The sequence below is a fragment of the Kitasatospora herbaricolor genome (assembly GCF_030813695.1).
Taxonomy (GTDB): Bacteria; Actinomycetota; Actinomycetes; order Streptomycetales; family Streptomycetaceae; genus Kitasatospora; species Kitasatospora herbaricolor.
Genome location: NZ_JAUSVA010000002.1, coordinates 315,689 through 340,816, shown reverse-complemented (window position 1 = coordinate 340,816; position 25,128 = coordinate 315,689). Strand labels below are relative to the sequence as shown.

General features: G+C 71.3%; 22 protein-coding genes. 19 read left to right on the top strand and 3 right to left on the bottom strand.

The window, feature by feature from the left end:
• Positions 1 to 475 precede the first annotated feature (475 nt).
• Genes J2S46_RS01910 through J2S46_RS01895 form a run of 4 tightly spaced genes read left to right on the top strand, consistent with a single transcriptional unit; the run spans position 476 to position 4,869 of the window.
• Positions 476 to 1,753: a molybdopterin-dependent oxidoreductase gene (locus J2S46_RS01910; RefSeq protein ID WP_229913393.1), complete on the top strand. Its 1,278-nt coding sequence runs from the start codon at positions 476 to 478 to the stop codon at positions 1,751 to 1,753.
• Between the two features lie 4 nt (positions 1,754 to 1,757).
• Positions 1,758 to 2,573, top strand: a complete 816-nt coding sequence (locus J2S46_RS01905; RefSeq protein WP_191294453.1) for a hypothetical protein — start codon at positions 1,758 to 1,760, stop codon at positions 2,571 to 2,573.
• Positions 2,570 to 3,406: a class I SAM-dependent methyltransferase gene (locus J2S46_RS01900; RefSeq protein ID WP_191294454.1), complete on the top strand. Its 837-nt coding sequence runs from the start codon at positions 2,570 to 2,572 to the stop codon at positions 3,404 to 3,406. Before J2S46_RS01905 ends, J2S46_RS01900 begins: the two co-directional genes overlap by 4 nt.
• Entirely contained in the window at positions 3,403 to 4,869 is a 1,467-nt protein-coding gene (locus J2S46_RS01895; RefSeq protein WP_229913388.1) for a hypothetical protein, read from the top strand. The genes J2S46_RS01900 and J2S46_RS01895 overlap by 4 nt, the downstream gene beginning before the upstream one ends.
• A 1,314-nt stretch (positions 4,870 to 6,183) precedes the next feature.
• Here the strand turns inward: J2S46_RS01895 and J2S46_RS01890 are convergent.
• The 3 genes from J2S46_RS01890 to J2S46_RS01880 form a co-directional block, all read right to left on the bottom strand.
• Positions 6,184 to 7,074: a DUF4394 domain-containing protein gene (locus tag J2S46_RS01890; RefSeq protein ID WP_229913389.1), complete on the bottom strand. Its 891-nt coding sequence runs from the start codon at positions 7,072 to 7,074 to the stop codon at positions 6,184 to 6,186.
• 902 nt (positions 7,075 to 7,976) lie between these two features.
• Complete coding sequence (locus J2S46_RS01885; protein WP_191294455.1) at positions 7,977 to 8,474, bottom strand: hypothetical protein; 498 nt, start codon at positions 8,472 to 8,474, stop codon at positions 7,977 to 7,979.
• A gap of 3 nt (positions 8,475 to 8,477) precedes the next feature.
• Entirely contained in the window at positions 8,478 to 9,404 is a 927-nt protein-coding gene (locus J2S46_RS01880; RefSeq protein ID WP_191294456.1) for a DUF6192 family protein, read from the bottom strand.
• Between the two features lie 435 nt (positions 9,405 to 9,839).
• Between J2S46_RS01880 and J2S46_RS01875 the strand changes: the two genes are divergently transcribed.
• The 15 genes from J2S46_RS01875 to J2S46_RS01805 all read left to right on the top strand — a co-directional run bounded on the left by J2S46_RS01875 (position 9,840) and on the right by J2S46_RS01805 (position 24,998).
• Positions 9,840 to 10,265, top strand: a complete 426-nt coding sequence (locus J2S46_RS01875; protein WP_307348357.1) for a hypothetical protein — start codon at positions 9,840 to 9,842, stop codon at positions 10,263 to 10,265.
• Positions 10,237 to 10,767 (top strand): DUF6879 family protein, encoded by a 531-nt coding sequence (locus tag J2S46_RS01870; protein WP_191294457.1) that lies wholly within the window; start codon positions 10,237 to 10,239, stop codon positions 10,765 to 10,767. The genes J2S46_RS01875 and J2S46_RS01870 overlap by 29 nt, the downstream gene beginning before the upstream one ends.
• A 22-nt stretch (positions 10,768 to 10,789) precedes the next feature.
• Positions 10,790 to 11,638, top strand: coding sequence for a helix-turn-helix domain-containing protein (locus tag J2S46_RS01865; RefSeq protein WP_191294458.1), 849 nt, complete (start codon positions 10,790 to 10,792; stop codon positions 11,636 to 11,638).
• A gap of 269 nt (positions 11,639 to 11,907) precedes the next feature.
• The gene (locus J2S46_RS01860; protein ID WP_191294471.1) at positions 11,908 to 12,342 is read left to right on the top strand and encodes an ATP-binding protein; all 435 of its coding nucleotides are present in this window, start codon (positions 11,908 to 11,910) and stop codon (positions 12,340 to 12,342) included.
• Positions 12,343 to 12,563: 221 nt separating this feature from the next.
• On the top strand, positions 12,564 to 13,697 hold the full coding sequence (locus J2S46_RS01855) for a methyltransferase domain-containing protein (RefSeq protein ID WP_191294459.1): 1,134 nt from the start codon (positions 12,564 to 12,566) through the stop codon (positions 13,695 to 13,697).
• Between the two features lie 895 nt (positions 13,698 to 14,592).
• Positions 14,593 to 15,165 (top strand): DNA-binding protein, encoded by a 573-nt coding sequence (locus tag J2S46_RS01850; RefSeq protein WP_229913391.1) that lies wholly within the window; start codon positions 14,593 to 14,595, stop codon positions 15,163 to 15,165.
• 81 nt (positions 15,166 to 15,246) lie between these two features.
• Positions 15,247 to 15,561, top strand: a complete 315-nt coding sequence (locus J2S46_RS01845) for a hypothetical protein (RefSeq protein WP_191294461.1) — start codon at positions 15,247 to 15,249, stop codon at positions 15,559 to 15,561.
• 113 nt (positions 15,562 to 15,674) lie between these two features.
• Complete coding sequence (locus J2S46_RS01840; RefSeq protein WP_191294462.1) at positions 15,675 to 15,971, top strand: hypothetical protein; 297 nt, start codon at positions 15,675 to 15,677, stop codon at positions 15,969 to 15,971.
• A 129-nt stretch (positions 15,972 to 16,100) separates the two neighbouring features.
• On the top strand, positions 16,101 to 17,612 hold the full coding sequence (locus tag J2S46_RS01835; protein ID WP_191294463.1) for a helicase associated domain-containing protein: 1,512 nt from the start codon (positions 16,101 to 16,103) through the stop codon (positions 17,610 to 17,612).
• 462 nt (positions 17,613 to 18,074) lie between these two features.
• Complete coding sequence (locus J2S46_RS01830) at positions 18,075 to 18,332, top strand: hypothetical protein (RefSeq protein WP_191294464.1); 258 nt, start codon at positions 18,075 to 18,077, stop codon at positions 18,330 to 18,332.
• Between the two features lie 606 nt (positions 18,333 to 18,938).
• Positions 18,939 to 20,030: a dsDNA nuclease domain-containing protein gene (locus J2S46_RS01825; protein WP_307348353.1), complete on the top strand. Its 1,092-nt coding sequence runs from the start codon at positions 18,939 to 18,941 to the stop codon at positions 20,028 to 20,030.
• Complete coding sequence (locus J2S46_RS01820) at positions 20,020 to 20,601, top strand: hypothetical protein (protein ID WP_191294466.1); 582 nt, start codon at positions 20,020 to 20,022, stop codon at positions 20,599 to 20,601. The genes J2S46_RS01825 and J2S46_RS01820 overlap by 11 nt, the downstream gene beginning before the upstream one ends.
• On the top strand, positions 20,598 to 22,523 hold the full coding sequence (locus J2S46_RS01815) for a hypothetical protein (protein WP_191294467.1): 1,926 nt from the start codon (positions 20,598 to 20,600) through the stop codon (positions 22,521 to 22,523). Before J2S46_RS01820 ends, J2S46_RS01815 begins: the two co-directional genes overlap by 4 nt.
• Positions 22,524 to 23,744: 1,221 nt before the next feature.
• Complete coding sequence (locus tag J2S46_RS01810; RefSeq protein ID WP_191291772.1) at positions 23,745 to 23,969, top strand: hypothetical protein; 225 nt, start codon at positions 23,745 to 23,747, stop codon at positions 23,967 to 23,969.
• Between the two features lie 6 nt (positions 23,970 to 23,975).
• On the top strand, positions 23,976 to 24,998 hold the full coding sequence (locus tag J2S46_RS01805) for a helix-turn-helix domain-containing protein (protein ID WP_307348352.1): 1,023 nt from the start codon (positions 23,976 to 23,978) through the stop codon (positions 24,996 to 24,998).
• Positions 24,999 to 25,128: the final 130 nt, after the last annotated feature.

The window sequence follows — 25,128 nt, the reverse complement described above, 5'->3', positions numbered from 1 at the left end:
GCCGGCCCGAAGGCACCCCTTTCGGAGCTGAATGGGGTCAATTTTCAGAGACCGGCGACAGCGGGCTCATGCCGGTACGCCGTGCCCTCGCGTCTGAGAGCCATGGGGACTGATCCGTGTCCGGCCTGCTTGTCTGCTGGGTTGGGCCGTAGGAGGGGTAGCGCAGCCCACCGGTTCGGATGAGCGGGGGTTGGCGCGCGGCGTCTCGGAGAATCGCGTTGCGGGAGCCCGTAGGACCCCGATCTTCGACAGGTGACGTTGGGACTCGGCAGTGTCAGGTGAAGAGAACCGCGAAGGCCCCGACGTCACCGACAGTGGTGTCCGTCCGGGTGGCCCGGTGGGAGAGGGCGTCCGTCCCGCAGGCCCGGGCCCCGGCGCGGCCTCCGCGGCCCCGAGGCCGACCGTGCCCGGGACATCCGAGGAGGACGGTAGCCCGTCCGGCCGGGTCGGTGTGCTGGTGGGGCGGGCGGTCGCGTTGGCGAAAGACCCGCCCCGCCCGCCGGGGCCGTTCGAGCCCGGGTTCTGGCGCTCACCGATCCGCGGGCCGTGGCTGACTGCCGTCCTCGGCCTGGTGCTGCTGGCGGGGATCGGCGTCCTGTTCGTCACAGGGCTGCTGTCCTACGCCGCCTACAACCCGCGACTCGGCGCGGTGAACGACCAGACCCCGGGCAAGGGGATCCTCGGCTTCTACCTCTTCACCTGGCCCACCGACCCCTCCTGGCTCTATCGACTCACCCAGGGCGTCCACGTCACCCTCGGCGTCGTCCTCGTACCGGTCGTCCTCGCCAAGCTCTGGTCGGTCATTCCCAAGCTCTTCGAGTGGCCGCCCACCCGTAGTCCGGCCCACGCCGTGGAGCGGCTCTCGCTGCTTCTTCTCGTCGGCGGTGTGATCTTCGAGTTCGCCACCGGCATCCTCAACATCCAACTGCACTACATCATCCCCGGCTCCTTCTACCCCTTGCACTTCTACGGCGCCTGGGTGTTCATCGCCGCGTTCGCCGTGCACGTCGCCCTGCGTCTGAACCGGATGTGGCGCGCGCTGCGGTCGCGCCGCCTCGCCGAGGTCCTGCGTACGGACACCGCACACACGGTGCCGGAACCGCCCGACGACTCCGGTCTCGTCGCGGCCGATGCCCGCGCGGCGACCATGAGCCGACGCGGCGCCCTGGCCCTGACCGGCGCTGGCTCCCTCGCGTTGCTCGCGGTGACGGCAGGCCAGAGCATCGGCGGCCCCTGGCGGCGCACTGCCCTGCTCGCCCCGCACAACCGCAACCCCTCCGACGGTCCGAACGGCTTCCAGGTCAACAAGACCGCCGCCGCCGTCGGTATCACGGGCGAGGACATCGGGCCCGCCTGGCGGCTGAACATCCACGGCCCGGCCGGCACCCTGACCTTCACCCGCGACGCACTGCTGGCGATGCCCCGGTTCACGGCGGCGCTGCCGATCGCCTGCGTGGAGGGCTGGTCCACCGAGGACCAGATGTGGTCGGGCCTGCGCCTGGCAGACCTCGCCGCGCTCGCCGGGCTGCCGGACGCCGGCAGCGTCCTGGTGGAGTCCGTCCAACGCGGCGGGTCCTTCAGCAAGGTGCTGCTGGCGGCCAACCAGATCCGCGACCCCCGCTCCCTGCTGGCCCTGCACGTCAACGGCGCCGACCTGTCCCCGGACCACGGCTACCCGGCACGGATCATCGTTCCCGCCAACCCAGGCGTCAACAACACCAAATGGGTCGGCAACCTCACCTTCCGGACGTGACCCGGTGAACCGACGCCCACCCGCACCGGACCGCTTCCGTCACTGGTACGGCGCCCACCCCCTGCACCTGCTCCTCATGGCCGCCTGCTTCGCCCTCGCCACCTATGCCGCCGTTCAGCTCCTCAGCGGCCAGACCCTCAAGGTCGCCCTCTGGTTCATCGGCGGCGCGCTCCTGCACGACCTCGTCCTCGTCCCGCTCTACTCCGGCGCCGACCTCACCACCCAAGCCGCCCTCCCACCCCGCACCACCACGTCCGGCCACCTCGGGAGGAACGGAGCCGTCAACCATGTCCGGGTGCCGGCCTTCCTTGCCCTCCTGCTCCTGCTGGTCTGGTTCCCCCTCATCCTCGACCTCTCCGAGCCCTACCCCGGCGCCACCGCACTCTCCGAGAACATCTACCTGGGCCGCTGGCTGCTGATCACCGCCACCCTGTTCGGGGCCTCCGCCCTGCTGCTCGCCGCGCGTCTCCTGTCAGGGCGACGCGGTGCCCGCCAACACCGGCCCCGGACCGCCCCAGAATCGGAGCCGGAACCGCCTGCGGGGGCAGGAAGCGAACCGGACGTCCTCCCCACCCCCGCCACCGGCGCACCACCCGTCCCCGGCGACGCCAACGCCCTTCCTGCACGACCATCCCCTTCCCCCGACACCGCCTCCGCCCGGCCCCAGGCCCCCCACCCCCCGGCCCCGGTCAGGCGACGTACCGGCCCCGCGATCGCGGCCGCCGCCCTGGTGGCCGCGGGAACCGCGGCACTGCTCGTGCGACGAGCACGACGCCAAAGGCACCTGCACCACGGCGCAACACAAGGAGGACGACAGTGACGCACCCTCCCCAGGACGCCGTCGACTCGGCCAATCGCGTGCCGCGCAGGCCCGCCGACCTCTTCGCCGAGGCCCTGCGCGCGACCGCTCCACGGCTGGCACTGCGCACGGCGGAAGGGACGTTGCTCCCCCTGGACGTACATCGCTGGCGCTGCGAAGCCGCAGGTGCCGATCAGCCGCTGCTGGACCGGTGCCGCGCCCCGGTACTGGACGTGGGCTGCGGCCCGGGTCGCCTCGTCGCCGCCCTGACCCGGCGCGGCACCGAGGTGCTCGGCGTGGACGTCACCCCGAGCGCCGGCGCACTCGCCCGCGCCGCAGGCGCCACCGTACTGACGGCCAGCGTCTTCGAGACGCTCCCCGGCGAAGGACGCTGGGGCACCGTGATCCTCGCCGACGGAAGCATCGGGATCGGCGGCGACCCCCTCACCCTGCTGCGCCGGGTGCGCCAACTGCTCGATCCCAGAGGTCTGCTCCTCCTGGAGGTCGAGCCACATGAAACACACGAGCGACTGACCGTACGACTGGAGGACGGCGAGGGACAGCGCAGCGCTCCCTTCCCCTGGGCACGCCTGGGCCCCCGTGCCGGCCGGCAGGTCGCGCTTCGGGCGGGGATGCGCCTGTGCGAGCAGTGGTCCGCCGGCGGCCGGCGCTTCCTTTCCCTCACCCCGGCCACCGGCGACGAGCAGGAACCGCTCACTGTGTCCTTCGACGACAACGCCGGCGTCCGCACCGGCCGCCGGCCCGGCGGCGATGACGGCGCGCCGAGCTTCACGACCGAGTCCGGAGCTGTCGCACCCGCAGCAGGTCGCGCCTCGAAGGGCCGCATCCGATGACCGACTCCCACCCGAGCGCGGCAGAACACCAACGACTGCACGTCGAGCAGCCCGAGCCTGCACCCGAGCACGACACGATCGTGGACACCGACCCCGAAGGCAACAAGACGCACCCGGCGCGAAGCGGCCGGCGGGCGGACGTGGTGGCCGCCGGCGCCGGCATCCTGCTGATCGCGGCGGCGGTCCTGATCGGGGCCGAGATCCAGCGCACCGACGGAACCCTCCACGTGCCGTGGCCACCCCTGCAGGCGTACTGGCTGCCCCACTGGGGCCCGGGAACGCCGGCCGCAGTGCTGGTCGCGGTGCTCGGCATCACCTGGATGCCCGGCCTCGCCCTGCGCCTGCCCTGGCGCCGGCTCCTGCTGGTGACCTGGGCAACGGCCATGGCCTGGACCTGGACGCTGGCACTCGTCGACGGTTGGCAGCGCGGCGTCGCAGGCAGACTGGCCACCGACTACGAATACCTCTCGGAACTCAACCGCTTCACCGACATCCCCGCCGCCCTGCGGGACTTTACCCACCACATCCTCAGCACCCAACCCCAGCCCTGGGCCACCCACGTCGCCGGACACCCGCCCGGCGCCGTCCTGACCTTCGTCGGCCTCGACCGCCTCGGCCTGGGCGGCGGAGCCTGGGCCGCGACCTGGTGCATCACCACCGGCAGCTCGGCAGCCGTCGCCGTCCTGCTCGCCGTCCGGGCCCTGGCCGACGAGACGACGGCCCGCAGAGCAGCGCCCTTCCTGGCCCTGTCCCCGGCCGCGATCTGGATCGGCGTCTCCGCCGACGGATACTTCACCGCCGTCGCCACCTGGGGACTCGCCCTGCTCGCCCTGGCAGCCATCCGGACCACGGCCAGACCCCTGGCCGCCGCCCTGGGCGCCGGGCTCATGCTCGGCTTCGCCGCCTACCTCTCCTACGGACTGCCGCTCCTCGCCGTCCCGGCCCTCGCCGTCCTGGCCACCGCCCGCACCGCGAGACCACTGCCCGCCGCCGTCCTCGGGGCCGCCGCAGTCGTGGCCACCTTCACCCTGGCCGGCTTCGCCTGGTGGCAGGCCTACCCACTGCTCGCCCAACGCTACTACCAAGGTGCCGGCGGCATCCGGCCCTACAACTACTGGGTATGGGCCGACCTCGCCTGCGCCCTCCTCAGCACCGGCCTCGTCGTCATCGCCGCAGCCCGCCGCGCACTGGCCGCCGCACCCTCGGCCCTCCACCACCTGCGCAGACGCACCCCCAGCGCCCCGCAAGCGGTCGCCGTCCTCGCCTGCGCCGCACTCCTCAGCATCCTGATCGCCGACCTCTCCGGCATGAGCAAGGCCGAGACGGAACGCATCTGGCTACCCCTCACCATCTGGCTCCTCCCGGCGGCAGCGCTGCTCCCCGCGCGCGACCATCGCCGCTGGCTCGTCAGCCAGGTCGTCCTCGCCCTCCTCCTCAACCACCTCCTGCTCACCAACTGGTGAGAGGTCCTGCGCCTGGCCCGGGCCTGACGACACTAGACTGCACGGTCCGAGCCCCGAGGTGGTGAGGGCGGCCGGGACGCCCCCACCACCACCGTCATCGCCTTCGCTTGCGTCTTCGACCTCGCGGCGCCGCCGCCGGCAGTCGGCTCCCTCGCGCCCAGGGTCGAGGTTGTTCCCGGCCGGGCAGCAGGTGGTCGGCCTTCGGGCTGGGCGGGGGCCGGATGGTGGCAGGTCGCGTGGGGTGTGGCTGGCGGCCATCTTCGGTGTGGCCGTCGATACCAGCTCGCTGGCCCGGCTGCTGGAGAACGGCCCGGCGGCCGCGTGGTCGGCTACCTGTTGTCGGCGCGGCTGGAGGGGCACACGGCCGCGGTGACCGGTGCCCGAGGCGAGGCGATGACGGCGTGGGCGAACCCGGACGAGCCGCTGCGCGCGCACCCGCTTGCACAGCCACCTCTGAGCACCCGCACGCGCGGCTGCGCAGAGCCGGCCGCCGCATGGATCGTGCTGCGCAGTGCGGCGCCCGGGGCGGTGTGCGGTGCGGCCGGTGGGCGTCGGTGAGGGGCGCGTCCTCTTCGTGGCGTGCTTCGTATCCCGGGTAAGTTCATCCGGTGACTGCCCATGGCCCCGAAACGAGAGGACGACTCGTCGGACGGGCTTGTACCGGGGGCCCGCCGTGTGGTTCGTGCGATGCTCCGCTGCAGCCCGGACCGAGGGGCCGCCTACCCCCGCAGCGCAGCTTGACGGCCCGGCCATTTCAGAATCGGCGCCTCGAGATCGCGAGCTCCGCTGACGGGACAACCGGTGCCGATCCCGCCTTCGCCGGCGCAGCCACCCGCGGCGTTCAGCGGGCGGTGGCCGGCAGCTCCGGCTGGTACTCCGTCACCGAGTGCGCGCCCAGGTGCGGACGCTCTGTGTGCTGCCGCGTCGATGCCTCGCAGGGTGTACCCGCCCGCCGGGTCGCGCGGGCTCTCACGCTCGCGGGCCCATGATCGGCGGGGCGGGCCCGCCTCTGGTGCACGCGGCCGTCGCCGTGCGGGCCCGGGTGCGGCCGACGCGCCGCCGGCCGGGGCCACCTGGTGAACCCCCGGGTGGTGGTGTCCGTCCCGCAGCGGCAGCCCGGGTGCGTTGGATCGTGTGGTGGGCAATCCGCTCGGGGGGCGTCTTCGAATGTGGTGTGCGGTCCGGTGCGTGCTGTTGCGGCGGGCACCGACCGCGTGGGCGGGACCGTCGGTACACCATGGCCGTGGTGGACGGTTCCGCCTCTTCTGTTGTCAGCTGACGGTGCGTCTGTCAGCCGGTGCTTCGGTCCGTGTGTCAGTCCTGGGCGAGCGGGACGGCGATGTCGACGACGGCCTGGTCGGAGGTGAAGTTGCCGAGCGCCACGGCCTGGCCGGTGAGGACGTCGACGCGGTAGAAGGTGCGCGTGCCGTTCACACCGAGGGTGGCGTAGCCGTGGTTGCTGCCGTGGCTGGGGGAGTAGTAGATGTCGAAACCGGCGTCCGGTCCGGCATCGACGCCCAGGCGTCCGGTGGGGGCGAGGGTGCCGGTGTTGGCGGGCGACTGCAGGGAGACGCGGTCGTTGCTGGTGTCGACGTCGAAGAGGGTGGTGGCGGTGGCCGCGTCGAGGTCGTTGTTGGTGTACGCCACGCCCGTGACGCCGGTGGCGGTGGTGCCGGTGGTCGCGGGCGGTACGGCCGGGTTGGTGAGGGTGCCGTCGACGGCCGTGGTGCCGGCCGCGGGAGCGCCGTTGGGGTCGTCGATGTTGTGGCGCAGGTTCTGCCCGGTGTCGGAGACGATCCGCAGGCGGTTCGCGGCGGGGTTGAAGTCGACGCCGAAGTACGTGCCCTGCAGCGCGACCGACAGCTGCGAGATCTTCGTGGCGCAACCCGTGGTGTCGTCGATCGTGTAGATGCCGCCCTGGTCGCCGACGCCGTAGAGCAGGCCGTTCTGGACGCGGTAGTCGATGCCGACCAGGCGGGTGTCCCCCTGCAGGCCGTCGATCTTCCCGATGGTCCAGGCCCGGTCGGGGTGCAGGACCGGGAAGGCGACCAGGCGCTGGTCGTCGGTGAGGCCGACCGAGCTGAGGTTCTCCCAGACCTTCCCGTTCGAGGGCTGGGCGGGCTCGGGGGCGACGGCGGCGTGGGCGGGGACGACGGCCGCGGCGGCGGCCATGACGACAGCCGCGGCGAGCAGAGTGCTGCGCAAGACGAACTCCTTGCTGGACGTGCGGTGCCGGAATGGCGATCCGCTGGGCCCAGCAACGCACGCCCGGCGGTGCGGGAGCGGCAGGCCGTCCGGGGAACCCGGGCATCTCACCCGCACGGCTCCCCGGCATGCGGTCGCGGACCCCGGCTGCCCTCGGATAGGCACGTCAGTGGCTGACTGCGCATCCACCGACTGCGGCTGCGCCTGGCAGGCACGGCCCCGGCCGCCCAGGGTGTGCGTGCCGCGGATGCGGCCCGCACCCGCACCCGCACCCGCACCCGGGCACGGGCACGCCGGGCCACGACCTGAGGCGGGCAGACCGCGTCCTGTGCCGCCGCAGACCCCCGCCGGGGATTCCGTCGTCGGCAGTCGCTGCGCCCAGGTGCCGCGCCCCGCGGCCCTCAGCGGTCCGTTGCCGTCGCAACCGCGGATCTCGTGTTCGACGCGGTGCTGCAGGAGGGGTCGGGGTGTGACCGGGCGATCACGACCGCCTCCTCTACAAGGCAGTGCAGGGCCACTGCTGGGCGGCTCCGGCGTCGGAGGCGGGCACACCGTGGCCCCCACCCGGGGTGGGAGTCTCGCTTCGGAACCCCGCCACCGGGCCTCGGCCAGCTCCGTTCGGACCGTGTGGTGCGCCGTCCAGCGCGGCCCACGCGGAGTTCGCCCGGGCCGACCCGGCTGCGGGCCAGCCGCCCAAGCAGGAGGGCTGATGCGTTGCGGTTCTACGGGGATCGAAACGTTCGCGGCGAGTGCCTGTGTGGGCGCTCTGTGGATCCACCCTGGAGCCGATCAGCGTGTACCGGCCCGAGGCGACGTTCGCCCGGGCCGGTCTCGCAAAGTCGTGCTCTGATTTGCGGTGCCCTGCTTGAAATCATCAGTGGGGCGGGGCGGCTGGGCACCTCTCACCGAGCGGCTGGTTTGCGGCTCCCCCGAGAAGCCGTAGATTTTCTTGCCCGCCGAGTGGTTCCTTCGGCCTTGACCGCAGTTTCCGGCGAGAAGCCGGAAGCCTCAAGGACGTCCATGGCAGCGATAATCGACTGGCACTGCACAGTGAGGAGCCTGACTGTCGGCAGCTTCTGGGCCTCCGGCGGCAGGACGGACAGCGAGCAGTCATAGATCCTGACCGCCTGCTTGTACAGGGACCTGAGTCGGTCGGAGGCGTAGAGAGTGCACTTGTCCGGGTCGAGGGTGACCACGTAGGCCCCGTGGTGGTAAACCCAGGCCTTCTTTTCGGACTTGCACTTTGTGTCCTTGATCCATGCCTTGCCGCGTTCGAACTGGCCTTGGGTGTTGTGCCCGATGGCCTTCTGTTTCAGCAGGCCATCCTCGCCCGCCTTCGCGACCCGGGTCCAGATATCCTCGCCGGTGTCGTGCGCCGCCTGGCGGCGCGTGGTGGTCATGGTCTATTCGCCTTCGTCCTCCAGCAGGCGTGCGAGCGCCTGGTCCATGTCGGTCCTTCCGGTCGTGATGGCGGACTCGCACCAGTCGAGGAACGAGCGCGCCTTCGTGACGTTGTCCAGAACGGCCTCCTTTGTGTCCTCGGTGTAGTCCTGGGAGTGGACGGCGGGGATGATTCGCTGCAGCGATACAAAGAACGAGGCGAACGTCCCGATCAGCTGCAGAATCTCCAGCGGCGCCTGCTGGTACCCGAGGGCCGGTGCTGTCGGCTCAGGTGCACTCGCGGTCTCCTGGGTGTCGTCGGCAGGCAGCAGGTCCTCGGCTTCCTCCACTCCTCGGTCGACCTGGCGCCAGTGTTCGAACTGTGCCTGACGCAGCATGTGCCGGTTGCGCTGATCGGAGACCACCCTGGCCCGGACGTCCGGGCGGCTGATGAGCTCACTCACTGCCTCGGCCGCGTCCTCGTCGCTGCTCAGAAGCCGCCGCGCCTTGTCGAGGCGTTCCTCCCGGTTGGTCGGCGTCTGGGGTACATGGGCGGCCGCGCGCTGCGCCTCGTTCACGGTCCACCGTTCTTCGCCGGTGAACGGGTCGCGGGGGTTTCGCTGGATCTGTGCGAACCGTCGGGGGGAGTAGGCCAGCTCCTTGTGGACCGTATAGGGGACGTCGTCTCGTCGCTTCTCCTGCGGCCACTTCTGCGCGACCAGATAGTAGGTGTGCAGTGTGTCGGCGTTAACGCCGATCTGGTGGGCAAAGAGCTCGATCACCTCACCCACCTCGCCATGGCCGCGGTCCCGGCCGTCCAGCATGTCGATCACGATGTCACCGAGGGCAAACTGGATGCCGCTGATCTGCTTGACCAGCTTTCGGCCCAGCCGGACGTATCTGTCCCACTCCGCCTTGGCATAGCCGGGGGGAATGATTGGCGTGGTCACAAAGCCACCTTCTTCCCTCACGTCGCAGTGCAAGAGAGGGAGTGGATCGGCAGCTGCGAGGCAGTGACTGCCGGGGCGCTCGGTCTGCCGTACATCGGCGTGAGACTCGACTGCGGGGACGCCACCAACTGCAGCGCCTTCGGCTGCCTCCAATCTACTCCTATGTATACAAACAGAAGTGGTTGGAGAGGCTTCCGAGCAACGCCAGGAAGTGGCAGCCAGGATCGGGGAGGTGCGGCCGGGGCCTCTGGGGTCGATGACCTGGGCTGCCCAGTCGTAGTCACGGGGCTCCGCCGAGATTGAGACTGTGCGACGGCCCGGCCCGAGCAGCGGATGGAACCGCTCCACTGGCCTGCCGATCCGCCTGCGGGGATGTGCTGGCTGCCGGCTGGCCCCCGCACCGCCGTCCCGGCCCCACTTCTTCGGAGGAGACGAGTGGCCGCCACCCACCCCACCAGTGGCTGCGGTTTCCCACCCGCCCCCCAAGAGTCTGCGGCGCGTGCCGCTCTGCTGCAACCGCGCACCCTTGACGGGCTGTCAGTCGCGCGGGACAGTGGCTCGCAAGTGACCGCAACCGGTTTGGTGCAGGAGGGTGTCGTGGGGCTAGATTTCGTAGGGATCGACCCGGAGACGGGTAAGGAGGGTTCGCCGACGGTGTGGGTGGACCGCCCCAACCGCAGGATCGTGTTCCAGGGCGTGAAGGCCGAGGAGGACCTGGAGGCCGAGATCGGGGGGCGGAGCTGGGCACCGGACCACGAGGCCGGCATCCCGGGCCACGAGGCCGTGGTGTGGATCCCCACCCGGATGATCCCGATCCTGCGAAAGGCATGCGATGACGCAGAGCGAGATGGGCTTCTCTGACCTGCTGGCCACCGCCCGGTACTCGGCGGTTCACCTGGAGATGCGCGACAGCTACGGCGTGCCGGACGAGGCCGAGGCCGTGGAGCGGTTCCGGCGGACCGGCGAGTCCGATCTCGACCCGGAGTCGGAGTACTGGCAGGACTGGACGGCCATGCTCCGTGAGGCGAACGCGCGGGGGGTCGTCATCCGCCGGGCCCGGATCGTGTCCGAGCCCGTCACCCTCTACACGCGGTACCTGCACGCCATGACCCCGGTCAACATCACGGCCGGCGAACAGGTGCGCTGGCTGGCGCGCCGCAACACCTGCGACCTGGCACTGCCCGGCACCGACTTCTGGCTGTTCGACGACCACGCCGTGCGCTTCAACCACTTCACCGGGGACGGCGACTGGGCTGAGCCGCGCACCTCCTACACCGAGGACCCCGCCGTGGCGAAGCTCTGCGCCACCGCGTTCGAAGCGGTGTGGGAGCGGGCCGTCCCGCACGACCAGTACCCCGTCTAGCCCCCGCCCGAGCAGACAGCCCATGCCCGCATCCCCCTCCTCCAGCGCCCAGGCGGCCCGCGCCGCGCTCGCCGCCCGCCTGCGCGAGCTGATGCTGGACGCCGGGATCGACGGCAAGGACCTGTCCGCCCGGTGCGGCTGGCACCCCTCCAAGACCTCCCGCATCCTCAGCGGGAAGTCGGCGCCCTCCGAGAGCGACCTGCGCACCTGGTGCACCGCGTGCGGCGCAGACGGCCAGGCCGCCGACCTGATCGCCTCGCTGCGCGCGGTGGAGCTGATGTACCTGGAGTGGCGCCGGATCCACCGCGCCGGCATGCGCCAGGTGCAGCAGGAGTCACTGGCCCTCCACCAGGAGACGTCGGTGTGCCGGGCCTACGTCTCCAACGTCGTTCCGGGCTTTCTGCAGACCACCGCCTACGCCACCGCCCTCATGCGCTCCATCACCGACTTCCAGGGCACCCCCGACGACGTCGCCGAGGCAGTCGCCGCCCGCACCGAACGGGGCCGGCTGCTCCACGACGGCCGCCACCGGTTCGTCATCCTCATCGAGGAGACGGTGCTGCGTTACCGGATCGGCGACGCCGAGACGACGGCCGGCCAGCTCGGCCACCTCCTGGCGGTTATGCCGCTGCCCACCGTCTCCCTCGGGATCATCCCCTTCACGGCGCAGCGCACCGTGTGGCCGCTGGAGGCGTTCTACCTCTTCGACAACGAGCAGGCCTCGGTGGAGACGCTGACCGCCGAGGTCACCGTGACCCAGCCCCGCGAACTCGCCGACTACCACCGCGCCTTCGCCGGGCTGGCGAAGATGGCCGTCCACGGCGCCGCGGCCCGCGCCCTGATCACCGCCGCGATCGAGGCCCTCGGGTGAATCCCCGCAATCGGAAGCAACCGCGTTGAAGCCGCGCGGGCCCACTCCCTACCGTCGAACCGTCGCCCGCAGTGACGGACCGGACACCCGGCCCCGTCGGTGTGCAGGCGAGTTGGGGCCGCTGCGCGGGCCCGTCCCCCGTCGGGCCCGCGCAGCCGTCACCCGCCGACCAGAGAGCGGAGTCCGACGTGACCACGCACCCCATAGCCCGCCCACCCACCGCGGTGCGGGTAGCGGCGGCACCGGCGGCTGCGGGGCACACGGTGAGCGTGGCCGTGGAGACCCAGGAACGGCCACCGGTCACGGACACCACGACCGCGCTGCTGCCCTACGAGCCGCAGTCCGCCGCCGCGGCCCGCCGCCTGGTGCGCACCGCCCTGCGGGGGTGGGGGTTGGGTGACGTGGTGGAGGCCGGCGAACTCATCGTCAGCGAGCTGGCTGGCAACGCCGCGAAGACCGGCTGCCGAGGCAGCATGGCGGTCACCGTCGAGCGCGTCACCGACCGGAGCGTGCGGATCAGCGTCCGCGACAGCTCCCGCACCCTGCCCTGCCTGATCGACGCGGGCCCCGCCGCCGAGTCCGGCCGCGGCCTGGCCCTGGTCCACCACCTCACCGGCGGCCACTGGGGTGCGACCGCCGGGCCCTTCGGCAAGACCGTTTACGCCGACCTGCGCGCACGCCCTGCCGGCCCCGGCCCGGCATGAACCCGCGCCCCGGTGCGCCGGCCGGGACCTCTACTCCTCCCGGTCCCGGGAGGGCACCATCACAACCACGACAAGGAGCCCGTCATGGACATCGCCCAGGCCCACAGCGGCGCGTCAAGGGGTGGTGAAGGGGACAACCTCCCCGGCACCCCGTGGACACCGCCCCAGGACCCGCCCTCGCCCGACGGCGGCCCGCCGCCCGGAGACGGGGGACACCGGAAGTGACGCTCGCACCCGAGAGCGAGGGCCGCCCCGCGACGGGGCGGTCCTTCCCGGTCGCCGACGCGTGGGCGCCGGCCTTCGACGCCGTCCCGCGCTCGCTGTTCCTGCCCGACCTGATATGGGCGCACGAACTGGCCACCGGGACGAGCCGGCCCGTCGACCGGACCGAGGACAAGGCCGCCTGGCTGGCGGCCGCCTACGCGGACGTCCCGATCGTCACCCAGTGGGACGACGGCGAGCACCAGGGCGCCGAGCCCGGCACGGTACCCACCAGCTCGGCCTCGCAGCCCTCGCTGGTCGCCTCGATGCTGGAGGACCTGCAGGTCGAGCCCGGGATGCGGGTACTGGAGCAGGGCACCGGCACCGGCTGGAACGCCGCCCTGCTGAGCCACCGCCTCGGCGACACCAACGTCACCACCATCGAGATCGACCCGGCAGTGTCCGCCCGCGCCGACACCGCCCTGACCGCCGCCGGCTACCACCCGCACGTCGTCTGCGGGGACGGAGCCCTCGGTCGCCCGGCCGGAGCCCCCTACGACCGGATCACCGCGACCTACGGCCTGCGCACCATCCCGCAGGCCTGGATCGAGCAGACCCGGCCCGGCGGACTGATCCTGGCGCCGTTCGGCACCCACTACTCCAACGCCGACGCACTGGTCCGCCTCACCGTCCACGGCGACGGCACCGCCTCCGGCCCGTTCCTCCAGCCGGTGGAGTTCATGAAGATGCGCTCCCAACGCCTCACCTGGCCCCGCAACCCTGCTGACGGCGGCACCGTCGCCGAACACACCACCACCGCCACACTGCCCGGCCACGGCAAGTTCGACCCCTTCCCGCTCGCCGCCGGCCTGCGCCTGCGCGACATCGTCCACGCCATCCAGCCCCACGACGACGGCGCCCGCACCCTGTGGCTCTACTCCCTGACAACCCCGGCCTGGGCCGCCGCGACCTTCCGAGACGGCCAGGACGCGCACCAGGTCCGCCAGTACGGCGGCCGCCGCCTGTGGGACGACTTCGAACATGCCCTCGCCTGGTGGCACGCCGCCGATCAGCCCGGAGTCGATCGGCTCGGACTCACCGTCACTCCCGACAGCTGGCACGCCTGGCTGGACGACCCTGCCCAGGCGTTCTGACTCACGTACCCTCCCAGCGCCCTGGTCGTTGACAACGTGCCCGACCAGGGCGCACGGCTGCACCGGGCCGGTCCGACCGACATCTTGGTGCGGATGCTGGAGATCACCGGCGCCCGGGTGCCCCGATCGTGGAACCCGGCCGGTTCAACGCTGGCTCCGGCTCCCGGGCGTGGGCGGGCTCCAGGACGATTGCCGTCGCCGACGGGCACGGCACCCGGCCCGGCCCCGCCGGTCAGGCGATGCGGTCGATGGTGGTGCGGGCGATGCCCGTGGCCTGGTGGATCGCCGCCGGCCTGAGCTCCGAGTGCCGGGCCCAGCGGACCAGCGGTCGCGCAAGTCCTGGACCGCGGCCCAGCCGGTCAGCAGGCTCATCGCGATGTGCACGGCGAGGGGCGCGAGGAATCGTCTGCGCCGGTCGTAGGCAGGTTCCAGGAGGTCGGGGCCGGGGCGGTGAGGTCGGCGGCGGCCAGCGCCACGGCCTGCGCCGTCGCGGCCTGCCCGCGCAGCCGGTCCATGGCCAGCCGGCCCACGCTCCGGCGCGCCCCCGGGACGCCTCCTAGGCGGTAGCTGGTAGGCGCCGCCGGAGTTCGGCACCGGCCAGCTCAGGCCGCCACATAGAGGCCCTGCGGCCGCAAGGCCCGCTCCTGGGCCGACTCCACGATGACGACATCGAGCTGGGCAGCGGCGTTCGACACGGCAGGGCTCCTCGAACCTGTGGGGGCGACACCCCTGACTGGGCCACGCTTATACGACTTGCTAAAAAGGCATGGCGGCGACGACGGAGAGGCGTAGGGTCGTCCTAGCTTTTCAAGTTAGGGCGATAGGCGTGGGGGTTGTGGGTGTGTTCGTGACGACGGGTCAAGCCGGGACGGCCCTTGGGTGCTCGATTCCGACGGTGAGGAAGCTGATGGCCACCGGCGTGGTCCCCGGCGTGCGCGACACGGGGCGGCAGGTGTTCCCGCTGGCCGCCCTCCAGCGGTTGCAGACCCGCCCGGCCACGGACCTCACCGTGCTTGGCGCGCCGGAGGTCGCGGTGCTGCGTTCGGATGCCCCCGTGCGGGTGGAGGAGCCGGGCCGGGAGTGGATCGGCTTCGGCACCGGCCTGGACCAGGCGCAGCTGCTGGCCGCGCTGTCCGGTTGGTGGCGGTGCGATCCGGCCCGCGTCGCGGCCGGCGCCGTTCTGCCGGTGACGGTGGCCTCCTTCGTGGTTGCGGTGCTGACCGGCCTCACCGAGTGGGAGGCCGACGGCGCGGTCGGCACTGCGGGCCGTTACCGGTTCACCAAGGCGCGGCTGGCCGGCTACCTGACCGACCTGACCTCCCCGGTGAACGCCGCAGACCCGGCTGACCCGCAGGACGCCCGGCTGGCGGGTCTGCTGCTCGGCACCCGCCTGTCGTCGGTCTCGGGCGGCCCGATCGCCTACGTCACCACCGATCCGACCGCCGCCACCGCCGACGAGGGGGAGTAAGCCTGATGGACCGCCGGACGTACACCGCCGAGCTCGCCGGCCTGCGCGAGCTGCGCACCGATCGGCCAGGCCGAGAAGGTCGTGGCGGCCGCGCAGAAGGAGCTGGACAAGCTCGCCGCTCAGCGTGCGCGCCGGGTTGCCGGGCTGGCGGGGTACGAGGGTGCGCAGGCCGCGCCGATCGCGAAGGCGTCCGGTCTGACGCTCGCGGACGTGGTGCGGATCGCGCCGCTGCTGGATCCCACCCCGGCCGCCGTCCGTACGGCCAAGGCCGGCGACCAGGCCGCACCCGCACCCGCACCGGCACAGGCACCTGCACCGGCATCGGGGCCCGTGCAGGCACCGGTTCCGGTGGCCGAGGCCGTGCGCAGCCTGTCGTCGCGGTGGCCCCGGCGCTGACCCGCCCCGCCCCGGCGCCCGTACCCGGGCAGCCGGCCCCAACTCCCGCTCCGGTCCAGGGCGAGGCTGAGGATCAGGGCGCCGCTCCGCAGACGGCAGGGGCGGCCGCGGGGGTGACAGAACCCGGCGTACAGGCCGCCTCGGAGCGCACCACCGCGTCGGTGCCCGGAGCCACCGGGCAGGATGCGGTCGATCCGGTCGCTTCGGTCGCTGTGCCGGTGCGTTCGGCGGGGGAGTCGGTGCCGCGTGAGCTGCCGGCCCTCCCGGAGGGTTCGGAGGGTGTGCGGTTCGAGGCGGTGACGACGGGCCTGGTGTCCAAGCGCCCGCCCTACACCCAGCAGGCCCGTTCCACGGTGTTCCTGGACGCCGCGAGCGTGATCTGGCGGTCCGCGACCAGGTCGTGCGCCTGACCCTGGGCGCCCGCACGCCGGGGGAGATCCTGGACGCCATCCTGGCCGCCGCGCCGGGTACGGAGCGTCTTCACCTGGACACTGCAACAGGGCATCGAGCACGGCTACCTCGCCGACTACCGGGTGCTGGTGCCGGTCGTCACGGACGAGGACCTTCGCGAACTGCTCAACCTGCCCGCCGTCGCCGACCTGCGCTCCCAGCGCTCCAACGAGGAACTGCTGAGCCTGGCCCTGCAGATCGCGGTGCTCCGCGCGGTCGCCGACCTTGATCTCCGCCGGGTCATCACCTTCCACTCCCGCGTCGCCGCCGCCCGGGAGTTCGCCGCCACCATGAACGCCACCGCCGAACTGCTCCCCGTCGCCGACCGCCCGGAGCGGGTGACCGCGCTTGCGGTGGCCGGCTCCGACCGCCTTTCGGAGCGCCGCGCCGCGTTCGCCACCTTCACGGCCACCACCGGCGAGCGGCCCGGCGAGGAGGGCGAGGAGTGCTGCATCATCTGCAACAGCCGGCTCCTGAACGAGGGCATCGACGTCGCTGCCGTCGACGCCATCGTCTTCGCCGACCCCAAATCCTCGGTCATCGACGTCGTCCAGGCCGTCGGCCGGGCCCTGCGCCAGTCCTACCGGCAGGGCAAGGTCTCCTGGGTCATCATCCCCGTCTACCTGCCCACCCCCGCCATCGGCGACGACACCATGGCCGCCGACCCGGCCGCGGTGCGCGATGCCGGGGAGGCGGCGCGGGCCGAGGCCGAGGAGGAGATCGAGGCCAGCTCGTTCCGCACCATCTGGCGCGTCCTGCGGGCCCTGGCCGCCCACGACGCCCGCGTCGTCGGCCGCATCACCGAGCTGCGCACCAAGCGGGCGGGCGAGAGGGACCACACCGCCGTGTCCGACCCCGACGCAGGCGAGGCCGTGGACGCCGGGGCCGGCCGGGGCGACGCCGAGCAGCCGGCGGGGGAGTCGCCGGTGGACTGGCTGCGGATCAACGCCCGCAAGCACGCCGCGCAGATCCTCCGGACGGTGAAGCTGCGCGCGTTCAACCCGCGCGCCACCGAGTGGCAGCGCATGTTCGCCCTGGCCGCCGCGTTCCACACCGGGCACCACCACCTCGACCCGACGGACAAGACCCGGGACGGCGCGCTGATCTCCTGGCTCGACCGCCAGCGCTACCTGCGCGGCGCCGGCCTCCTCGCCCCGGTGCGGACCCACGAGCTCGACCAGCTCGGCATGATCTGGGACAAGCACGCCCGCTCCTGGGACCGCGGCTTCGCCCACGCCCGCGCTTGGGCCGAGACCCACGGGCACCTGGCGATCCCGGCCGCCGAGAAGCTCGACGGCCACGCGGTCGGCGCCCGGATGGGCCGCCAGCGCAAGAACACCAAGCTCACGGTCGAACAGGACGCGAAGCTCACCCTGCTGGACGCGATGTGGCGCACCGAGCCGGACTGGAACCGCTCCTACCGCCGCCTGCTCGCCTACCTCGCCGCCGGCGGCACCCTGGACGGCCCCGCCAATCGCACCGGCACCGACACCGACCCGACCTTTCGCCCCGGCGCCTGGCTGCGCAAGCAGGACAAGGCCCGCACCGACGGCAAACTCAGCCCCCAGGAGACCGCCCTCCTCGACGCCCTCCACACCTGACCGACACCACCCCCGCACGCTCGCGCATGCCCATGAACACGACCGAAGGGGACCCACGCGGTTCCCGCTCACGCTCTACCGACACGACAGCGGCGAGCTGATGATGCCGGCGACCCACGTGACCGCCCTGCTGCGCCACACCGCCGAGACCTTCCGGCTGGCACGGGCGCGGGTGCGGGCGAGGAGCGACTGGACCTGGAGACCACCACCCGGCTGTACGACTCCCTGGTGCAGTACGCCGCCGACCTCGACGCCTTCATTGCCCACGCCGCTGCGCACGGGCAGCCCGACCCGACCCGGCGACGGCCCGCGCGAAGGCGGACGAACTCGCCCAGTACCTGTACCTGGCCGAGCTACCCGGCGCCTACCTCGCTGCCGGGTAGCTCTCTCCGGGACCGCCTGCCAGCTGACCCCTCACACCGCCGTCCCAGCCGGGCCGGCCCGCCTCTTCCGAGGAGACGAGTGACCACCACCCACACCACCCAGCAGCCGCCGAAGATCTCCTGGTACGCGCAGTGGGAATGCAGCTGCGGCGACGGCGGGGAAGCGCTGTTCGAGGACGGCACCATGGTCGACACCGACCACGACTGCGACGAGGAAGGCGGCGGCGAGATCAGCTGGGAGGGCCGCGCCGAGTGCACCTGCCGCTGGTCCCTGGAAACCCAGTTCGCCGACGGCGACTACGTCGAGGCCGACCACGACTGCAACGCCGACCAGTAGCGCCAGTGCCCCGGGATGGCCCGCATGCCGGGCTGCCCCGCACCGCTTGGAGGAGGACCTGATGCACGGCTACGGCCGCACCCTGCGCCTCCCCGCCGAACAGGCATCGGCGGCCATCTCCCGGCCGGAGTACGACGTCCTCGTTCAGGGCTGCGCCGCATCCTGGCGGAGGGAGGCCGCCCTGGAGCCGCTGCGGACCTGGCCCCGGTGGACGAGTTCGACCGGATCCGGGCGGCGCTGGCCGGCTCCTGGATGTGGGAGGCGAACCTGCTGGTGGCCGTCTCGGGGTCGTGCTCAACAGCCGGCCCGAGGCTGCTACCGCGCGTGCTTGCTGCCGGGCATCGGGCCACCACCGTGTCGGCTCGGCGATCCCTCGGGGCGGGCCCGAGCTGCACGACGTCATGCTGTTCGATTTGTGATGGATCTGGGCAATGGCGTGTGAATGGCCGGTGGATCTCTCGCGGACTGTTGCACCCATTGCCACCGTCCGTCACTGAGTGGTCTACTTGGCCGATCATCAACTGATGGTCTAGGGGGTGATGTTGGTGCCTCTGCCGCCAACATGGTCATCGGCGGTCACCACGCGGCTGTCCGCGGCGGATCGGGGTGCGGGTGTCTGCAGCGCCGGCTGACGGAGGACGGCGGAGCCGGCGCGGCTTCGCCTACCAGGACGTGATCACTCTCCTCGACTGCCTCGACATGCACGAAGGCATGTGGACACAGGTCTCTTGGGAGGACTTGGAAGACATCGTCTGTACCAAGGGCGAGGCCCCGGTCTACCGCCAGGTGAAGACGATTGAGGAAGCCGGCAAGCGCCACAGTGTCGCCGATGTCTGCCGCGCGGACATTCCCAAGAAGCCCGAGAGCAGCTACCTGGGCAAGCTGTTTCTCGGCAAGCCCCTCCCGACCGACGCCCGCTTCACCTTTATCGTCAACGAGAGCCCGCAGGCCGACTTCCACGCGTTCGTCACCGAGCGCGGTGTGCCCCGTGGCCATGTTCCGCTGGAGACGCGGGCCGACATCGTCAAGCGGCTCAACGGTGTGGTCCTGCCGGACGAGCGCGACGTTGGCTGGTGCGTCGACCGTCTCGAAGTCTTGATCGAGGGAAGAACCATTTCGGAGGTCGAGGACAGGGCGCTTCGGAGGCTCGGGCCGATCGTCGGCCAGAAGCTGGGGCAGCCACCTCTGACCACCGAGGTGGAGGAGGTGATGGTCTGGTTGGGCGTCCGCATCGCCCGCGACGCGATGACTCCCCAGCCCCGTGCCCTGATGGCCGCAGAGTTTCACGACATGTTGCAGGCAGCGATCGCCAAAGCCACTGGCCGGCGTCCTGACGGCAGCACCGCACCGTTGACGAAACTGGCGAACAAGCTCGCTGTCGCAGGCATCTCGGCCGAAGAAGCGGAGGCCCATCAGGAGAACGCCTTCAAGTACCGCCGGGCCTGGCGGGCCGGCCTCGCTCCGATGCGCGAGCAGATGGATGAGTTCGCGGACGAGGTCTACGCGGTCTGCTCCCGAGTCATGGCCGAACGCCGCGCCGGACGCATCCCAGCAGGGTCGGAGGCTTACTTCGAAACCCTCTCCCGGGTCGAGAGCCTTCCCGCAGTGAGCAGCGGAACCGTGTCCCTCGCTCGTGCCCACGCCGTCCTTGCGGACATCACCGCCCGCTGCCAGAACCGGTATGCCGATGCCTCGTAGCATCGGCCGAAGTGTCGTTCCACCGCTTCACCGGCCCTGGGACCCTGACGACTCGCCGGACTTCCACGCCTCGCGCCTGCTCCTTCTCCTCGCCGAGTGCGGCAGCCAGCCGGGCCCGCACATCGCCGGACGGACCAAGCTTGCGAAGCTCGACTTCTTCCTTCGCTACCCCGCCTTCCTGGAACGCGCGCATGAGGTACTCGCGGACACAGCCCACGGCGGCACGGTATTCCGAGCATCCATGCCCGAAGAAGTCGAGGCCCCGATGATCCGCTACCGCTTCGGCCCTTGGGACCCCCGTTATCGCCAGTTCCTGGCCTTCCTCGGAGCCCGCGACCTCGTCACCATCACGACGAGCCACAAGCCCGAGCGCGTCCGCCTGACCGTCAGGGGCAAGAAGACTGCCACCGTCCTGGCGGCGATGGAGGAGTTCCAGCCCATCGTGGCCCGTTGCCACGCCATGCGCGGCAACCTCGCCGAGTGGTCCGGCACCGAGCTGAAGGATCTCGTCTACCAGCTGTTCCCGACGGAAGTCGCAGACCTTGCCTACCACCAGGAGATCAGGCCATGACCGAGCTCACGGCACCATCCCGGTCCGGGCTCCGGATCGAGGCGATCACACTGGTCCACGCATCGGGCGAGATGGACAAGTACACCTTCAACACGGCTGGCCTGAACATCGTCCAAGGCATCCGGAACAGCTCGAAGACCACCACCCTCAACGCCATCGACTACTGCCTGGGCAACCGCTCCAGCCCCGCCGACGCGCTGAAGGCAGCGGTCGCTGACGAGTACACCGAGATCCTCGCCGACCTGACCATCAACGGAGATCCGACCGAGATCCGGCGCAGCCTGGAGCACGGGCGCCAGAACAAGGTTGTCGTGAACGGCAACGAATTTCCCGTCGCCGAGTTCTCCGGCCGGATCTTGAGAGCGCTTCGATGGCCCGACCTCAGCATCCCCAAAGGCATCCACGCCGCGTCTGCGACAGAACTTGTGCCCCTCAGCTTCCGCAGCGTGCTGCGCCACATCTACCGCAATGAGGACTCCTGGACCAAGTTCGCCGACAAGGAGCAGGAATTCCACCGGCGTGCGGTGATCAGCTTCCTGCTCGGCTTCGCCCCCGCCAGGTATAACAACAACGACTTCGCCGTCGCAGCGGCTCAGCGCAACCTTGCGCAAGCCCAAGCGGCGGAGAGGGAAGTCCACGACAGCACAGACCGGGCCATTGCTGCCCTGTGCGAGAACCTGCAGCTCCCGATCGCCCGGACACAGCAGCAGGTCGACTCGGTTCGCGTCGAACTTCGTGCCGAACTCGACTCGGTCCACGAGCAACGGCGCCGGCTGACCCAGGAGGTAGAACTCCTCGTCGCCGTGGGTGCCCCCAGTGGAGTTACGCCGGGCTACGACCCCACGCTTTCCGGGCAGTACGAGCGTGCCACCCAGGAGTTGGCACAGGCCGCCGAGACAGTTGCCGACCTCGAACAGGTCCTTGCAGCCCACATCCAGTCCCAGAACACCGTCAAGGCCGAGATCGCTCGCATGGACCGGCTGATCGCCTCGGTGGATGTGTTCGGCAGCCTGCCCGTACGGCTCTGCCCTGCCTGCGAGCAGAAGATCGACACACACCGTGACCACCCCGAGGGCTCCTGCTACGTGTGCATGCAGCCTGTGACCGACGACCAGCGCCGACGTCGCGGAGAACTGGAGCAGCGATCGCTGACCGCCGAGGCCGAAGACCTTGAGGACGTTGTCACCCGCACACGCCGAGACCTCCACCAGGCCAAGGCCGACCACCAGGGAGCCCAGAGCCGCCACCACGATCTCGCCGCCCGGCTGAACACTGATCGCGCCGCCAGCCTCGCGCCGTTCGTGAGTACCCTCGAAGAGATGGCAGCCCGACTTGCTCAACTGCAGCAGAAGCTCATGGCGCTGCCTGTAGTCGACGAAATGATCACCCGCAAAGCAGCCTCCACGGAAGCAGCCGAGGCGGCCGCTCGACGTCTCGATCAACTACAGCGGCAGAGCGAAGAGGACCCGCAGCTTGGCATGACACCCCTTGACCGATGCGCGGTATTCGCCGAACGGATGAACGAGTTCCTCGACCGCCATCGCGACGATGTGTGGGTGACCGGCAACGTGGCGATCAGCGCCGACGACCTGACCTTCTACGTCGGCACCCGGCCCTGGCATCAGGCCCTCGGCGCCGAAGCTATGGTCCTCTTCTTCCTCGCCTACAGCAGGGCACTGCTCTTCCTCGCCCAGGACATGGGCGGCGACTGCCCGTACCCCGGACTGCTGATGCTCGACAACCCCTTCCAACACGGCATCGCTAACGAGGTCGTCCACGGCGTCCTTCGCGACATTGCCGAAGCCGCCAGGCAGACCGGTGCCCAAGTGATTTCCACCCAGGCGGTGCCGGTCCCAAGTCCCGCGGCTTCGATCAAACAAATCCGCATGCCGAGGACTTACATCGGAGAATCGCCCAGCTGAGAGCGCGGGGCCAAGGTCGACAGGTGTCGGCCCGTCAGCCCCGGCACACCAGCCCCTTGGCCCGGGCCTTGGCGCGTGGCCGGCGGGGTTTCCTCGGCGGGGCCAACCTGGTCCCCGAGCTGGGCGGCCCTCCCCCGGTGACGGATCCCTGAGGTCACCACATGCCGCCCCGCTGGCTGCCGGGGTGTGGTGGCCGTCGGCCTACTTATCTGTGCTGCCCGGCCGGCTGCTGGGTTTGGGCTGGGCGGTTGGGTGACCGGCTGTTGGTGACGGAGTACGAACCGCCGGGACGGCCAGCCCGGGCCGCCGCGCCGTCCTGCGCTGGTCATTCGATCGGGTGGCCTCCTCTGCTGCCACGACCACACCCCGACCGCGGGCGGCGAGGGGCAGTCGGGTGTTCTGCGTCAAAGTCCTGCGAGGCGCGAATGCCCGGGCCGGTGGTGACCAGCCCACGGTAGGGCTCGGCCGGAGACGGTGCTCTGCTTGCGGCAGTGCCGGATCCGGACGTGCCGGGCCGCCCGGGCTCTGAGGACGGGGCCGCGCAGCGCGGTGTCCCCCGTCTTCGTGTCGGGGCAACCGTCCTCCTTCTGCACACAGTCGGAGAGCGCCCCACCTTGTTCCAGGCCCGGCAGGACAGTACCGATCACCAAGACCGTCGGCCGTCGGCTGCGTCCACGGCCGACGCCGCGGGTTGGGCGGCGTGGTCGGGGCGACGGCCGCTCGCGCCGGCATTCTCAGGCCCTGGAGACGAGCGGAGGGTGGTCGCACCGCTGGGGTGCGCCACCCTCGTGGGCGCCGCGCTCGAATTCGCGGTGATGCCCGGTCCCTGTTCCATGGTGCGGCCACGACGCCAGGGGTGGATCCGGCTCGGTGGCCGGATTCAGCGCTGTTGAGAGGGTGGCACCGTCGGTGGGGCCCGGGCAACCACGGCCCGGAAAAATGTGTACCAATCCGAGGCGTTCGGCATGTCTGAGCTGCTCGGACGATTCGGTGGTCGAACTGCCGGGGGGTGGCGTTCGGGAGGGTGTTCCGGCCGTCCGTGAATCAATGACCGCCATCTGTCAACACCGATTGTGATCGCGGGCTGGCTTAGTGGGAGTATCACACCGTCCGACGGTCAGGGGGCCTCGAATCCCCCTGTCGGACCGTCAAATATGCGGCCATGCCCAGCTCGTGCGCGTCCCTCCGGGTGACGCGCACCTTCAACGACAGGGAGAACCCTTGCGCTCCGTCACTGCCATGCCTGCCTGCGGCCCCGAACGCGGGGGCCGGACCCTGACCAACGGTGAGATCGTCATCGTGGTCGTCATCATGATCCTCGCTGCGTCCCTGGCCGTCGCCGGCCTGCCGATGTTCGGCATCCTGGAGTTCGTCGGCGCCGTCGCCTTCCTGGCCTGCCGCACCCTGGAGCGGCTGCGCGCCCCGCGCCCGGCCGAGGGCCTCTAGCGGCTCGTGGGACGGCGTGAGAGCGCCGTTGTCGTCGTCACCCGGCAGTGCGAGACGTTGGCGCTGTGGCTGCGTGAGCAGCGCCAACGTGCCGGGCTGACCTACACGGCAATGGCCGCGAGAACCTCCTACACCCCTTCGATGCTCTCCCGTGCCGCCAGCGGCCGCAGCGTTCCGTCGCTGTCCCTGGTGGAGGCGTTCACGAAGGCCTGCGACGGTGACCTGGCCAAGGCCCGCAAGTTGTGGAAGGGCGCCCGCTGGGCGCACGCCAAGCGCCGTCGCACCGAGCGCCGCGCCGCTCGCGCGGAGTTCCACGACCTCACGGTCGCCTACGACCGGCTCCTGCTGGTGCACCCCGGGATGATCGAGGACTACCGGCAGCTGGTGCGGGCCATGGTCGAACTGCGGGCCAGGAGCGGCCAGCCCTCCCTGCTGGAACGGCAGGACAAGGCCGGCCGGACCGAGGGTGGCGGGAGAAGGCTGCCGAAGAGCAGCCTCAGCGCGATCCTTCGCGGCGAGGCCCTTCCACGCCGCGGCCACGTCATCGCCTTCGCGGAAGCCCTCGGTGCCTCACGCGGCGCCGTCGCCGAGTGGGAGAGGGCATGGGAGCGGGCCGCCCGTACGGCTGAGCCGCCGTGGGCCCCCTCCCCTCGGCCCGCAGGAGCGGCCTACCGCCGGGTGGAGCAACCCGAGATACGGATCCGCATCTCCCCGCCCACCACCCGGTCGGACCGGGTCCTGCGCTTTCGGACCGCGCCCCCGCAACCACCCGGCCTATGGCTCGACGACCTGGACCGAATGCGCACCCGGATGCCGCACCCCACCCCGGAGACCCTGCTCCTCAACGTCCGGCTCGGCCCCCGGAGACCCAACCCGCCAGCCGGCCGCACCCACGCCGGACTCCCTATCCGAAACCCCCGCCGCTACGAACCCCCCAGCCCACAACGACACCGCCGCACCCACCCACTCGGCCCGGCGCACCCGGACCAACCACACCCTCCCCTGCCGAACCACACCCCAGCCCCGTAGCCACCTCGATTCCTGGCCGGACGCCTATCCACCAGCGGCGCGCCCGCCAAGGTGAGCAGAGCCGGGGCCGCCGGCGGCTCACGCGGGCCTGCCCGGGACCTGGGACGTTCGCGGGAAGGACGGAGCACTG